Source organism: Streptomyces sp. NPDC057623, assembly GCF_042800355.1.
Taxonomy (GTDB): domain Bacteria; phylum Actinomycetota; class Actinomycetes; order Streptomycetales; family Streptomycetaceae; genus Streptomyces.
Window position 1 is genome coordinate 18,631 of the sequence record NZ_JBHVGZ010000015.1, and the last position, 13,129, is coordinate 31,759.

Below are 13,129 nucleotides of genomic sequence, written 5' to 3' on the forward strand. Positions count from 1 at the left end.
ACCGGCCCCGCCGCACCGCAGGGGCTACACCAGCCCAGGCCCCCGCACCGGAATCGACGTGAACGTCGGCGCCGGCGCCGGGTCCTGGAAGAAGTCGTTGCCCTTGTCGTCGACCACGATGAACGCCGGGAAGTCCTCGACCTCGATCTTCCAGACGGCCTCCATGCCGAGCTCCTCGTACTCGACGACCTCGACCTTCTTGATGCAGTCCTGGGCGAGCCGGGCCGCAGGCCCACCGATCGAGCCCAGGTAGAACCCGCCGTGCGCCCCGCACGCGTCCGTGACCTGCTTGCTCCGGTTCCCCTTCGCCAGCATCACCTTCGAACCGCCCGCCGCCTGGAACTGCTCGACGTAGCTGTCCATGCGCCCGGCCGTCGTCGGCCCGAAGGAACCCGAGGCGTACCCCTCGGGCGTCTTCGCGGGCCCGGCGTAGTACACCGGGTGGTCCTTCAGGTACTGCGGCATCTCCTCGCCGGCGTCAAGCCGCTCCTTGATCTTGGCGTGCGCGATGTCACGGGCCACGACCAGCGGACCGGTGAGCGAAAGCCGGGTCTTCACCGGGTACTTGGTGAGCTCGGCGAGGATCGAGTCCATCGGCTGGTTGAGGTCGATGCGGACGACGTCGGAGGACTCGTCGAGGTGCTCGTCCGTCGTCTCCGGCAGGAACCGCGCCGGGTCCGTCTCCAGCTGCTCCAGGAAGACGCCCTCGGCGGTGATCTTCGCGACGGCCTGACGGTCGGCCGAGCAGGACACGGCGATGGCGACGGGGCACGAGGCACCGTGCCGCGGCAGCCGCACCACCCGCACGTCGTGGCAGAAGTACTTGCCGCCGAACTGCGCCCCGATCCCGATCTGCTGCGTCAGCTCGAAGACCTTCTCCTCCAGCTCCTTGTCCCGGAACCCGTGCCCGAGCGGCGAGCCCTCGGCCGGGATCTCGTCCAGGTAGTGCGCGGAGGCGTACTTGGCGGTCTTCAGCGCGTACTCGGCGGACGTACCGCCGACCACGATCGCCAGGTGGTACGGCGGGCAGGCAGCCGTACCCAGCGAACGGATCTTCTCCTCCAGGAACTTCATCATGGAGGCCTCGTTCAGGACGGCCTTGGTCTCCTGGTAGAGGAAGGACTTGTTGGCGGAGCCGCCGCCCTTGGCCATGAAGAGGAACTTGTAGGCGCCGCCGTCGGTGGCGTACAGCTCGATCTGGGCCGGCAGGTTCGACCCGGTGTTCTTCTCCTCCCACATGGTGAGCGGAGCCATCTGCGAGTAGCGCAGGTTGAGGTTGAGGTACGCGTCGTAGATGCCGCGCGACAGGGCCTCTTCGTCGCCGCCCTCGGTCAGCACGTTCTGCCCGCGCTTGCCCATCACGATCGCCGTACCGGTGTCCTGGCACATCGGCAGGACGCCCGCCGCCGCGATGTTCGCGTTCTTCAGCAGGTCCAGCGCGACGAACTTGTCGTTGCCCGACGCCTCGGGGTCGTCGATGATCCGGCGCAGCTGCGCCAGGTGGGCGGGGCGCAGGTAGTGCTGGATGTCGTGGATGGCCTCCTCGGCCAGCTTGCGCAGCGCCTCGGGCTCCACCTTGAGGAACGTCCGCCCGTCGGCCTCGAAGGTGGAGACACCCTCGGCGGTCACCAGCCGGTACGGGGTGGTGTCCTCTCCCGTGGGGAGCAGATCGGTGTACGCGAACTCAGGCATGTCGCCCATTCCTCACTAAACAGACAGCGCGGCTGGCCTCCATCGGCAGCGTCCACCAGCGTAGAACCTGCCACTGACGGCGAGCTTGTGAGGTAAGGCTCAGTTCCGTGCCCGGCGCGCGACCCGAACGGGGGCTATCGCGATCTATCGTGTTTCGGTACGCTGCTGTCGTGGACCTTCAGAAGCAGACCGCACCCGCTGCCGCCACCGAGCTCCGTGCCTCCGACGCCGACCGCGACCGGATCGCCGACATCCTGCGCGACGCCCTGGCCGAGGGCCGCCTCACCGCCGACGAGCACGCCGAGCGCGTGGAGGGCGTCCTGGCGGCCAAGCGGGTCTGCGAACTGGATGTCTTCATCCGGGACCTGCCCGCCGCCCACGTGCGCCGCGCGCCCCACCTCCCCGCCCCCGACCGGCCCGTCGCCGGCGCGATACCGACCGAGCCCGACGAGAACGTGATCGCGGTCTTCAGCAGCGCCGTCCGCAAGGGCCGCTGGCGCGCGGGCCGCCGCATCCACGCGTACGCGATCTTCGGCAGCGTGGAGATAGACCTCACCGAGGCGCTCTTCGAGTACCAGCACGTCGTGATCCGGGCGATCTCGGTCTTCGGCAACGTCGAGGTCCGTGTCCCGGAGAACGTCTCGCTGCGTGGCACCGGCGGCGGCGTGCTCGGCAACTTCGAGGTGGACCACCTCGACGCGGAGGACCACGAGGCTCCGGTCGTCCATGTCGACGGCTGGGCCGTGCTCGGCAATATCGAGGGCAGGCCGAAGCGGGGGAAGGTCGTCGCCGACATTCTCGACCGCGTGCAGCGCAAGGTCGACAAGAGTTTGCGCAAGCATCTGGATCGTTGACGGTTGCGAATCGGACCGGTCCCCGGCCCGGTTCCGAGGCGAATCCGGGGCCGCGCGGCAGTGTGCGCGACCCCCCGAAAACCAGCGGTTGGGAACTGACTGCATAGGCGCGCGTACGGCGGGTAGACCTTGCTGCATCGTCTCTCGCTCGCGAAGCCGTCGTCAGGAGTAGACCCGTGCTGCAACCGCCGCATTCGTCCGTGCAGGTAGCTGCCGTTCCGGCCCAGCGGGTGCCAGTGCGAGACAGGGATCAAGACGCACCATGGCATACAGAGGCCGTGTGCCGGCGTGATGAGGCCGGCCTGTTCTTCGCCCCCTCCAAGGAGCCCACCGCGGCACGCCTCTCCCGTGAGGAGGCGGCCAAGCGGGTCTGCGCACGCTGCCCGGTCATGGTCGAGTGCCGCGAACACGCCCTTCTCCAGCCCGAGCCCTACGGCGTCTGGGGCGGCCTCACCGCGGCAGAACGCCGAGTGGTCCTGGCGAGGCGCCGACGCCGCGAAATGGAGCTGAAGAAGGCGACCAGGACGGCGAACCCCATAGCGCAAGCAGGCTGAGAAGCAGCGAATTGGGCGCCCCCTCCGCACCGGGGGCGCCCAATTCGCTGCGCATTTCCTTCAGTCGCTACTCGCTACTCGCAAGCGCACTTCGCGGCTTCGTCCTGTCGAGAACTCACTTCGCCCTGTCGAAGTCGATCGCGCTGTAGGCCCGCAGTTTGCTCAACCGGTGCTCGGAGTCGATCCTGCGCACCGTGCCCGACTTCGACCGCATCACGATGGAGTCGGTCGTCGCGTTCTCCGACCGGTACCGCACGCCGCGCAGCAGCTCACCGTCGGTGATCCCCGTGGCGACGAAGAACACGTTGTCCCCGGCGACCAGGTCGTCCGTCAGCAGCACCCGGTCGAGGTCGTGCCCCGCGTCGATGGCCCGCTGCCGCTCCTCGTCGTCCTTCGGCCACAGCTTGCCCTGGATCGTGCCGCCCAGGCACTTCACCGCACAGGCCGAGATGATGCCCTCCGGCGTACCGCCGATGCCGAGCAGCATGTCGACGCCGGTGCCCTCGCGCAGCGCGTAGATCGATCCCGCGACATCGCCGTCGGAGATCAGCTTGATGCGCGCTCCGGCGTCCCGGATCTCCTTGATGATGCCCTCGTGGCGGGGCCGGTCCAGGATGACGACGGTGACGTCCTCGGGCGTGGACCGCTTGGCCTTGGCGACCCGGCGGATGTTCACGGACACGGGCGCGTCGATGTCGACGAAGTCGGCGGCCTCGGGGCCGGTGACCAGCTTGTCCATGTAGAAGACGGCGGACGGGTCGAACATGGACCCCCGGTCCGCCGCGGCGAGCACGGAGATCGCGTTGGGCATGCCCTTCGCGGTCAGCGTGGTCCCGTCGATCGGGTCGACGGCGATGTCGACCTCGGCCCCGGTTCCGTCGCCGACCCGCTCCCCGTTGAAGAGCATCGGCGCTTCGTCCTTCTCGCCCTCACCGATGACGACGACGCCGTTCATCGACACGGTGTGGACGAGGGTCCGCATGGCGCGCACCGCGGCACCGTCGGCGCCGTTCTTGTCGCCGCGCCCGACCCAGCGGCCGGCGGCCATCGCCGCTGCCTCGGTCACACGGACCAGTTCCAGGGCGAGGTTGCGGTCGGGGGCTTCGCTGGGTACTTCGAGCTCGGACGGCAAATGATGATGATTCTCGGTCATCGGAGCGCACCTTTCTGATACGACGACGGCCGGATGAGGGTGACGGCCCTGACTCTATCCCCGGGCAGCCAGAATGAGCAGGGGGCCCCACGGATGAGCAGGCCAGGGCACCTGCGACGATAGAGGGCGTGGCAGGTACGAACGGCAAGCAGAAGTCGGTCCGCAACATGGTCCTCTCCCTGGGAGTGACCGTGCTCGCGGCAGGAGTCATCTACATCTTCGTGCCCCATGAGGACGGTGCGCCCGACCTCCCGCGGGTCGACTACCGCGTCGAGCTGCTCACGGCCCGCCGCGCGGCGTCCTACCCGGTGGTCGCGCCGCAGGGGCTGCCCGACAGCTGGAAGGCGACGTCCGTCCGCTTCAAGGGCGACGAGTCCGACGCCTGGCATCTCGGCTTCCACCTCTCGGGCGGGGACTACGTCCAGGTCGAGCAGTCGACCGAGAAGCCTGCGACGTTCCTGGAGGGGGCCACCCAGGGCAGCCGGGCGACCGAGGTCACCGAGGAGATCGGCGACCGGACGTGGACGCGGTACACGGGCGGCCGCTACGACGCGCTCGTGCACCAGGACAAGGGTGCGACCACGGTGGTGGCGGGCACGGGGTCGTTCGAGCAGCTGACGCGGATGGCGAAGGCGCTGAAGTCGGAGTGACGTGACGAGGGCCCCCGGCTGCGCGCCGGGGGCCCTCGTCATGTGCGGACGGTCGTCCGCGGTCGGTTCAGACCGTCGTGATGACCTGGTCGTACTCCAGGCGCGGGGAGCGCGGGTACCAGGCGTCGGCGCCGGGCTTGCCGATGTTGACGACCATCAGCGGGGTGTGGTCGTCGTCCAGGAACTCCTTGCGGACGCCCTCGAAGTCGAAGCCGGTCATCGGGCCGGCGGCCAGCCCGGCGGCGCGGACGCCGACGATGAAGTACGCGGCCTGAAGGGCGGCGTTCAGCCCTGCGGCGTTCTCGCGGGCCGCGCGCTCGCTGAAGAAGAGGTCCTTGGCCTGCGGGAACGCCGGGAACAGGGCCGGCAGCTCCTCGTGGAACTCGTTGTCCGCGGAGAGGATCGCGACCAGCGGGGCGGCGGCGGTCTTGGGCTGGTTGCCCTCGGCCATGTGCTGCACCAGACGCTCACGGGCCTCGGCCGAGCGGACCAGGGTGATACGCAGCGGGGTCTGGTTGAAGGCGGTGGGGCCGTACTTGACCAGGTCGTAGATCGCCTGGACCTGCTCCTCGGTCACCGGCTCGTCGGTGAAGGAGTTCGCGGTGCGAGCCTCGCGGAACAGCAGGTCCTGGGCGGCGGGGTCAAGAACGAGAGACATGCGTGAACCTTCTCGGGATGTGCGTCGTCCGCGTAAACGGACCGGGGACCGGTTTGCGTGTTCGACGGTACGCGAGACAAGTTCAAGGTTCAACAAAGAGCCGGGTGTGGTGACCCGCTTCACAACACGGAGATGGGGCGAACGCGTCGGTGCGAGCGTTATGAACCGTCCCCGCGGTCCCCGCCGTCCTGGCCGTCTTCCCGCTCCGCCTCGGCCTCCTCGGCAAGGGCCGCGTCCAGCCGCGCCCGCGCCCCGTCCAGCCAGCGCCGGCACACCTTCGCCAGCTCCTCACCCCGCTCCCAGAGCGCGAGAGACTCCTCCAGCGTCGTACCGCCCGCCTCCAGCCGCCGTACGACCTCGATCAGCTCGTCCCGGGCCTGCTCGTACCCGAGCGCCTCTTCCACCTTGCTGGTCATTCGCCCACCCTATGCATCGCTTCTTGCGTCATCAGCAGCGTCACCTGCGCAGTTGCCTGCCGAGTCACTCGCCCGTCCCACCCGCCGTGTCACCTCGTGCGTCGACCCGTACGGAGAACTCGCCCTCGGCGACCCGCGCCCGCAGCGCCTCGTCCGCCGTCACCTCGTCCGGGTCGCGGACCACATGCCCGTCGGCCCGCTGTAGCACCGCATACCCCCGCTTCAGGGTCGCCGCGGGGGAGAGGGCCACCACGCGTGCGTGCGTGTGCGTCAGTTCCGACTGCGCGCGGTCGAGGTGGTGGCCGAGGCAGCGGCGGCCGCGGTCGAGGAGCGAGGCCACGTGGTCGGCGCGCTCGTCGATCATGCGATGCGGATCCTCTATCGAGGGCCGCGCGAGGGCGTGCGCGAGCCCCCGCTCCTCGCGATCGACGAGCCCCTCGACGCACCGCCGGGCCCGGTCACGCAGCATCCGCACCCGCTCGTACTCCTCGCCCACGTCCGGTACGACCTTCTTGGCGGCGTCGGTGGGTGTGGAGGCGCGCAGGTCGGCGACGTGGTCGAGGAGGGGGTTGTCGGGCTCGTGCCCGATGGCGGACACGACCGGCGTACGGCACGAGGCGACGGCCCGGACGAGCTGTTCGTCGGAGAAGGGCAGCAGATCCTCGACGCTCCCGCCCCCGCGGGCGACGATGATCACGTCCACGGCGTCGATCTCGTCGAGCTCCTTCACCGCCTGCACGACCTGCGGTACGGCGTGCACGCCCTGCACGGGAACATTGCGGACCTCGAAGCGGACGGCGGGCCAGCGGTGGCGGGCGTTCTCCAGGACGTCCCGCTCGGCGGCGGAGGCCCGGCCGCAGACCAGGCCGATGAGCTGCGGAAGGAACGGGAGCGGCTTCTTCCGCTCCGGGGCGAAGAGCCCCTCGGCGGCGAGGGACTTCTTCAGCATCTCCAGCCGGGCGAGGAGCTCGCCGACGCCGACCGGCTTTATCTCGGTGGCGCGCAGGGAGAGCTGGCCGCGAGGGGCGTACCACTCGGGCTTGGCGAGAACGACCACGCGGGCGCCCTCGCTCACCACGTCGGCGACAGCGTCGAACACCTGCCGATACGCCGTCACGCTCACGGAGATGTCGTACGACGGGTCCCGCAGCGTCAGGAACACCACACCGGCGCCGGGCCGCCGCGACAGCTGAGTGATCTGCCCCTCGACCCACACCGCCCCGAGCCGGTCGATCCACCCCCCGATGAGCCGCGACACCTCGCCGACGGGCAGGGGCGATTCGGGAGACGTGTTCACAGCCATGCGCCGAGCGTAACGGCCACCACCGACAACCCGGCCCGGCCGAGGGGTCCGTGGCCGACCGGGTCACGGAAGCCGAGCCTCCGGCGCAGCCCGGATCCTCCGCCGGTCGTACGCTCCCCGTGCCGGTTCCCGGCATCACACCTTCGCGCCCGCCTCGCCCGTCGCTCTGCTTCCCACCCCTCACAGCCCACGGTCGGTCTCCCCGCCAACCCGTCACCCACGCGATCTTCGACCCCCCGAACGCACCCTTACGATGGGAGGCATGACTGCTTCGCCAGGCCGCCGTGTCCTGCTCGCCGCCCCCCGTGGCTACTGCGCGGGTGTGGACCGCGCCGTGATCGCCGTCGAGAAAGCCCTGGAGCAGTACGGCGCTCCGGTGTACGTCCGGCACGAGATCGTCCACAACAAGTACGTCGTCCAGACCCTGGAGAAGAAGGGCGCCATCTTCGTCGAGCGTACGGAGGAGGTACCGGAGGGGAACATCGTGATGTTCTCCGCGCACGGCGTCGCCCCCGTCGTCCACGAGGAGGCCGCGCGCGGCAGGCTCGCCACCATCGACGCGACCTGCCCGCTGGTCACCAAGGTCCACAAGGAAGCCGTCCGCTTCGCGAACGAGGACTACGACATCCTCCTGATCGGGCACGAGGGCCACGAAGAGGTCATCGGTACGTCCGGCGAGGCCCCCGACCACATCCAGCTCGTCGACGGCCCGGACGATGTCGCCAAGGTCGAGGTGCGCGACCCGTCGAAGATCGTGTGGCTGTCGCAGACCACCCTCTCCGTCGACGAGACGATGGAGACCGTCGACGCGCTGAAGGAGAAGTTCCCGCAGCTCATCTCCCCGCCCAGCGACGACATCTGCTACGCCACGCAGAACCGCCAGCTCGCCGTGAAGCAGATGGGCGCCGAGGCCGAGCTGGTCATCGTGGTCGGCTCCCGCAACTCCTCGAACTCCGTGCGGCTCGTCGAGGTCGCCAAGCTCGCCGGCTCCCGCGAGGCCTACCTCGTGGACTTCGCCAGCGAGATCGACGAGGCATGGCTGGAGGGCGTCACCACGGTGGGCGTCACCTCCGGCGCCTCCGTCCCGGAGGTGCTGGTCGAGGAGGTCCTGGAGTGGCTGTCGCAGCGCGGCTACGGGGACGTCGAGCTCGTCAAGGCGGCCGAGGAGTCCATCACCTTCTCGCTGCCGAAGGAACTCCGCCGCGACCTGCGCGAGGAGGCGGCGGCACTGATCGCCGAGCGCACGGGGTCCGGTGGCTCCGCCGACTCCGTGGAGTGACTGTCGGTCCCGCGTCGTAACGTAGGGCCATGCAGATCTTCGGCTTGGACATCGGCGGATCCGGAATCAAGGGTGCCCCGGTGGACCTCGACAGGGGCGATCTCGCTCAGGAGCGCTTCAAGGTGCTCACTCCGCACCCGGCCACGCCCGACGGGGTGGCCGACGGTGTGAAGCAGGTCGTCGAGCACTACGGCTGGACCGGGCCGGTCGGGCTCACCTTCCCCGGCGTGGTCACCGACGGATCCACCATCCGTACGGCGGCGAACGTCGACAAGAGCTGGATCGACACGGACGCGCGCACGCTGTTCAGCGACCGCCTCGGCGGGCACCCGGTGACGGTGGTCAACGACGCGGACGCGGCCGGCGTCGCCGAGATGCACTTCGGCGCGGGCCGCGACCGCAGAGGCACCGTGATCCTCCTCACCTTCGGCACGGGCATCGGCAGCGCGCTCTTCGTCGACGGCGTCCTGGTCCCCAACACCGAGCTGGGCCACCTGGAACTGCACGGCCACGACGCCGAGAAGCGTGCCTCCAGCAAGGCCAAGGAGGACGAGGACATGTCCTGGGAGCACTGGGCCCATCGCGTCCAGAAGTACCTGGCCCATGTCGAGATGCTGTTCTCCCCGGAGCTGTTCATCATCGGCGGCGGGGTGAGCCGCAAGTCCCACAAGTTCCTGCACCACATCGAGGACATCAAGGCGGAGATCGTCCCCGCGCAGCTGCAGAACAACGCGGGGATCGTGGGCGCTGCGATGCACGCGGCGGAGAAGGCCCGCTAGGCGCTCCGCTGCAGCCGTCCACTGTCGGCCGCGCAGTCGTGGGAGCGAGCCGGTCGCCTCGTCCGCCGACGGTGACGCTCACGCCTGTCGGCGCCGGGCCGCCGCCCTGCGCGCCAGCAGGCGGACCCTTCGGACGAGCACGAGGAGACCGGCGATCAGCGTCCCCCCGTACAGCCACCCGGCCTGTGTGGCGAGGGCGCTGAACAGCCCCATCAGATGATCGCCGAGGTCCCCGCCGTGGTCGGCCACGGGAACCAGCCCCACGGCGAACGCGATCGGTACCGCCACCGGCGCGGTCATCAGGTCCCCCCGGCGCACCCAGAGCGCGGTCAGCGCGCACACCGGCAGGAACAGCACGCTGTACACGGTGAGCGACGACCCGAACAGCAGCGCGTCGAGGTGGCCGAGCAGGAACATCACGGCACCGCAGAACAGGCCGCAGCCCAGGCCGGTGAGCCGGGGGTTGGGAAACCGGCGTACGGCCGGCGGCACGGGCGGCGGCCCCGGACGACGTACCGCCGCCGCTGCCGTCGGGGCTGTGTCCCGGCGGCGCTGGGAGACGGGCCGGGTGGAGCGGGCGGGCTGGGCGGACGCGGCGGCTCGCGACGCCCGGGCAGGGCGGGAGGGCCTCGCGCCCGCGCCGGATCCGGACGCCCCGGACGACCGTGCGGCCCAGACCGACTGGCCCGAACCCGGCACACCGCTCACCCCCCGCATCCCCCGCGCACGGCTCGCGCCGCTCACCTCCGGCGCCCACTCGCCCGCGCCGTGCCCCGTACGACCTTCGCCCCGCTCCACACGTTCCCCGTCACTGTCCCCGTCCGGCGCGAACCCGCGCTCACCCCGACCCGCGCCACCCCTGCCCCGCCCGGCCTGCGGTGGCAACGGCGGCGGTGCACCGCTTCGCGCTCCGTACCCGGCAGATCCGTATCCGTCAGACCGGTATCCGGCAGGTCGCGCCCTGTCTCGCTCCACCCGACCAACCTAGGTCGGTTTATGTGGCGAATCGGCCCTGAGACACACCTTGGGGCGGACCTTGGCCAGGTGTTCGACGGGGCGCCCGGGCCGGGGCCGGCACGCCGTAGACTGGTGGATCGGCCCGTGCGTCTGCATCATCTGCACCGAAGATCGAAAAAGGACCGGGCCCCAGCCCAGCCCCTGAAGTCCTCTCACGTACGGGAAGTCGCAACGTGTCGCTCACGATCGGAATCGTCGGTCTGCCCAATGTCGGCAAGTCGACCCTGTTCAACGCCCTGACCAAGAACGACGTGCTGGCGGCCAACTACCCGTTCGCCACGATCGAGCCGAACGTCGGTGTGGTCGGCGTCCCGGACCCGCGTCTGGCGAAACTGGCCGAGATCTTCTCCTCCCAGAAGATCCTTCCGGCGACGGTCGACTTCGTCGACATCGCGGGCATCGTGAAGGGTGCCTCCGAGGGCGAGGGCCTGGGCAACAAGTTCCTCGCGAACATCCGTGAGTCCGACGCGATCTGCCAGGTCATCCGGGCCTTCAAGGACGAGAACGTCGTCCATGTCGACGGCAAGGTCTCGCCCAGGGACGACATCGAGACGATCAACACCGAGCTGATCCTGGCCGACCTCCAGACCATCGAGAAGGTCCTGCCCCGCCTCCAGAAGGAGTCGCGGATCAAGAAGGACATCGCGCCGAAGGTCAAGGCCGTCGAGGAGGCCAAGGAGATCCTGGAGAAGGGCGACACGCTGTTCTCGGCGGGCATCGTCCAGGGCTCGGGCAACGAGGAGCTCCTCCACGACCTCCACCTCCTGACGACCAAGCCCTTCCTCTACGTCTTCAACGTGGACGAGGACGAACTGGTCGACGACGGCTTCAAGGACGAGCAGCGCGCCCTGGTCGCCCCCGCCGAGGCGATCTTCCTCAACGCCAAGCTGGAGGCGGACCTCGCCGAGCTCGACGAGGCGGACGCGATGGAGCTGCTGGAGTCGGTCGGCGCCGAGGAGCCCGGCCTGACGACCCTCGCCCGCGTCGGCTTCAACACCCTCGGCCTTCAGACCTACCTCACGGCCGGCCCCAAGGAATCCCGCGCCTGGACCATCAAGAAGGGCGCCACCGCCCCCGAGGCCGCCGGCGTCATCCACACCGACTTCCAGAAGGGCTTCATCAAGGCCGAGGTCATCTCCTTCGCCGATCTGGTGGAGACCGGTTCGGTGGCGGAGGCCCGCGCCAAGGGGAAGGCGCGGATGGAGGGAAAGGAGTATGTGATGCAGGACGGGGACGTCGTGGAGTTCCGCTTCAACGTGTAACGGCTGACATATCACCACGTCGCTGATCTGGCAAACATGCAGGTCAGAGAGGGTCCGACTCTTCGGGGTCGGGCCCTTAGTTTTTTCCCGTGCTGGGATGGTGCTGGGATAGCTGACCCCTCGTCACCTGTCATCACCCCTGCTCATCCCTACCGTGCTGGGATCGTGCTGGGATGGGATGAGAACGCCCGTGCTGGGTTTCGGACAGTGATCTGACCGGTGCGCGGGGTGCGTGCCTGCAGGCTCCGTCTGCACGCTTTCTTCACGGCTTCGTGGGCCCCTGCGGAAACAAATCTGCACCCGCCCGACGTTGTCGATCTCCTAGCCGAGGAGGGGAAGGTGTCGGGCCTGAAGCTGTTCCACACGACGAATAGCGGCGTGACTGAGGTCACGCCGCGTCTTGCTGCGGTCGAGGCGGATGTGCAGGAGCTTGTCGAGACGCACATGGAGGCGATGCTGGGCGTCACGTTCCTCGCGAGTGAGTACGTGATCGACTGCGTCGACGGCGGGCGTATCGACTCGCTCGGGCTGGACGAGAACGGTGCGCCCGTGATCGTGGAGTACAAGCGCGGCACGGACGCCGGCGTCATCAACCAGGGCCTCTTTTACATGGCCTGGCTGATGAGCCACAAGGACGCCTTCCGGAGTCTGGTCCGCGACCGGCTCGGGGTGACGGCCGCGTCCCAGATCCTGTGGAGCGCACCGCGGCTGATCTGCGTGGCCGGCGACTTCACCCGCTACGACGCGCACGCCGTACGCGAGCACCGACGCTCGATCGACCTGGTCCGCTACCGATACTTCGGCAGCCACCACATTGGTCTTGAGACCGTGGCCTCGGTCACCGGGCACTCGGCAGAGGCCAAACGGGTACGCCGCAGCGCGCCCGGGGCGCCGCCGGTTCGGCAGCAGGGCGGTGCGACGGCCGAGCTGGCTTCGGCAGTCGACGAGGTCCTCGTCGGCCTGGGTGACGGCGTCACCCGGGTGCAGCGCAAGCAGTACCGCGCCTATCAGCGGCTGCGGAACTTCGCCTGTCTCATCCCGCCCCAGCAGACCAAGGTGCTGGTCTACCTGAAGGCCGATCCGACGGCGGTGGATCTGGTGTCCGGGTTTACCCGGGACGTGACCGGGCTCGGCCACCATGGCACGGGAGACCTGGAGGTTCAGCTGCGCACCGAGCGGGACCTGGAGCGCGCCCAGGACCTGTTCCGGCTGAGCTACGCCTCGGCGTGACGGGCCAGGACCAGGTATTGCGTGCTGTGTGGTTGTGGCGTTAGGGATCGTAGCGGTGCTGCCTTTCGACGGGCGGTCAGGAAGTGGCGGTGGAGCTACAAGTATTCGGCGGATCCCCGGTTTCGGTAACCGGGGATCCGCCGCTATATTGCCGTGTTCACGATGCCGGAGCGGCTGCTAGGCCACCTTTCTGAGGCGGCTCACGCGGCACCAGCCCACAGCGTTTCTGCGGCGTAGAGGGTAGAGGCGAGCAGGGGATGTCGGTGCCGCGCGCAGCTGCAA

The 13,129-nt window shown here is 69.2% G+C and carries 13 protein-coding genes; 7 read left to right on the forward strand and 6 right to left on the reverse strand.

What is annotated here, in order from left to right; translation table 11 throughout:
• Nucleotides 1-24: 24 nt before the first annotated feature.
• Nucleotides 25-1,692 carry a fumarate hydratase gene (locus ACFU95_RS17770; RefSeq protein WP_383828180.1) on the reverse strand — a complete coding sequence of 556 codons (1,668 nt, stop codon included), beginning with the start codon at nucleotides 1,690-1,692 and terminating at the stop codon, nucleotides 25-27.
• A gap of 170 nt (nucleotides 1,693-1,862) precedes the next feature.
• On the opposite strand from ACFU95_RS17770, the gene ACFU95_RS17775 reads away from it, so the two are divergent.
• Complete coding sequence (locus ACFU95_RS17775) at nucleotides 1,863-2,546, forward strand: DUF1707 domain-containing protein (protein ID WP_383828182.1); 684 nt, start codon at nucleotides 1,863-1,865, stop codon at nucleotides 2,544-2,546.
• A gap of 176 nt (nucleotides 2,547-2,722) precedes the next feature.
• A complete protein-coding gene (locus ACFU95_RS17780; RefSeq protein ID WP_383828184.1) occupies nucleotides 2,723-3,100 on the forward strand; it encodes a WhiB family transcriptional regulator in 378 nt (125 codons plus the stop codon).
• 115 nt (nucleotides 3,101-3,215) lie between these two features.
• Here ACFU95_RS17780 and glpX read toward each other — a convergent pair whose 3' ends face one another.
• Nucleotides 3,216-4,253, reverse strand: a complete 1,038-nt coding sequence (gene glpX / locus ACFU95_RS17785) for a class II fructose-bisphosphatase (RefSeq protein WP_062718430.1) — start codon at nucleotides 4,251-4,253, stop codon at nucleotides 3,216-3,218.
• Nucleotides 4,254-4,381: 128 nt separating this feature from the next.
• Here glpX and ACFU95_RS17790 point away from each other — a divergent pair, with 128 nt between their 5' ends.
• Complete coding sequence (locus tag ACFU95_RS17790) at nucleotides 4,382-4,903, forward strand: DUF4245 domain-containing protein (protein ID WP_383828187.1); 522 nt, start codon at nucleotides 4,382-4,384, stop codon at nucleotides 4,901-4,903.
• A 67-nt stretch (nucleotides 4,904-4,970) separates the two neighbouring features.
• Here the strand turns inward: ACFU95_RS17790 and ACFU95_RS17795 are convergent, their stop codons facing one another.
• From ACFU95_RS17795 to xseA, 3 genes are all read right to left on the reverse strand, one after another.
• Nucleotides 4,971-5,561, reverse strand: coding sequence for a malonic semialdehyde reductase (locus tag ACFU95_RS17795; protein ID WP_383828189.1), 591 nt, complete (start codon nucleotides 5,559-5,561; stop codon nucleotides 4,971-4,973).
• A 158-nt stretch (nucleotides 5,562-5,719) separates the two neighbouring features.
• Nucleotides 5,720-5,977, reverse strand: a complete 258-nt coding sequence (locus ACFU95_RS17800) for an exodeoxyribonuclease VII small subunit (protein ID WP_383828191.1) — start codon at nucleotides 5,975-5,977, stop codon at nucleotides 5,720-5,722.
• A 64-nt stretch (nucleotides 5,978-6,041) separates the two neighbouring features.
• On the reverse strand, nucleotides 6,042-7,280 hold the full coding sequence (gene xseA, locus ACFU95_RS17805; RefSeq protein WP_383828193.1) for an exodeoxyribonuclease VII large subunit: 1,239 nt from the start codon (nucleotides 7,278-7,280) through the stop codon (nucleotides 6,042-6,044).
• 253 nt (nucleotides 7,281-7,533) lie between these two features.
• Here xseA and ACFU95_RS17810 point away from each other — a divergent pair, with 253 nt between their 5' ends.
• Nucleotides 7,534-8,559 (forward strand): 4-hydroxy-3-methylbut-2-enyl diphosphate reductase, encoded by a 1,026-nt coding sequence (locus ACFU95_RS17810; protein WP_383828195.1) that lies wholly within the window; start codon nucleotides 7,534-7,536, stop codon nucleotides 8,557-8,559.
• 29 nt (nucleotides 8,560-8,588) lie between these two features.
• Nucleotides 8,589-9,338, forward strand: coding sequence for a polyphosphate--glucose phosphotransferase (gene ppgK, locus ACFU95_RS17815; protein ID WP_383828197.1), 750 nt, complete (start codon nucleotides 8,589-8,591; stop codon nucleotides 9,336-9,338).
• Between the two features lie 78 nt (nucleotides 9,339-9,416).
• On the opposite strand, the gene ACFU95_RS17820 is transcribed toward ppgK, so the two are convergent.
• Nucleotides 9,417-10,136 carry a DUF6542 domain-containing protein gene (locus ACFU95_RS17820; protein WP_383828199.1) on the reverse strand — a complete coding sequence of 240 codons (720 nt, stop codon included), beginning with the start codon at nucleotides 10,134-10,136 and terminating at the stop codon, nucleotides 9,417-9,419.
• Between the two features lie 392 nt (nucleotides 10,137-10,528).
• On the opposite strand from ACFU95_RS17820, the gene ychF reads away from it, so the two are divergent.
• Complete coding sequence (ychF, locus tag ACFU95_RS17825) at nucleotides 10,529-11,617, forward strand: redox-regulated ATPase YchF (RefSeq protein ID WP_383828201.1); 1,089 nt, start codon at nucleotides 10,529-10,531, stop codon at nucleotides 11,615-11,617.
• A gap of 339 nt (nucleotides 11,618-11,956) precedes the next feature.
• Nucleotides 11,957-12,847: a transporter gene (locus ACFU95_RS17830; protein WP_383828203.1), complete on the forward strand. Its 891-nt coding sequence runs from the start codon at nucleotides 11,957-11,959 to the stop codon at nucleotides 12,845-12,847.
• Nucleotides 12,848-13,129 lie beyond the last annotated feature (282 nt).

Excerpts from the sequence above, each read along its gene's own strand:
- ACFU95_RS17770 (WP_383828180.1), bottom strand. The coding sequence starts at position 1,692 with ATGCCTGAGTTCGCGTACACCGATCTGCTCCCCACGGGAGAGGACACC.
- glpX (WP_062718430.1), bottom strand. The coding sequence starts at position 4,253 with ATGACCGAGAATCATCATCATTTGCCGTCCGAGCTCGAAGTACCCAGC.
- ACFU95_RS17795 (WP_383828189.1), bottom strand. The coding sequence starts at position 5,561 with ATGTCTCTCGTTCTTGACCCCGCCGCCCAGGACCTGCTGTTCCGCGAG.
- ACFU95_RS17800 (WP_383828191.1), bottom strand. The coding sequence starts at position 5,977 with ATGACCAGCAAGGTGGAAGAGGCGCTCGGGTACGAGCAGGCCCGGGAC.
- xseA (WP_383828193.1), bottom strand. The coding sequence starts at position 7,280 with ATGGCTGTGAACACGTCTCCCGAATCGCCCCTGCCCGTCGGCGAGGTG.
- ACFU95_RS17810 (WP_383828195.1), top strand. The coding sequence starts at position 7,534 with ATGGGAGGCATGACTGCTTCGCCAGGCCGCCGTGTCCTGCTCGCCGCC.
- ppgK (WP_383828197.1), top strand. The coding sequence starts at position 8,589 with ATGCAGATCTTCGGCTTGGACATCGGCGGATCCGGAATCAAGGGTGCC.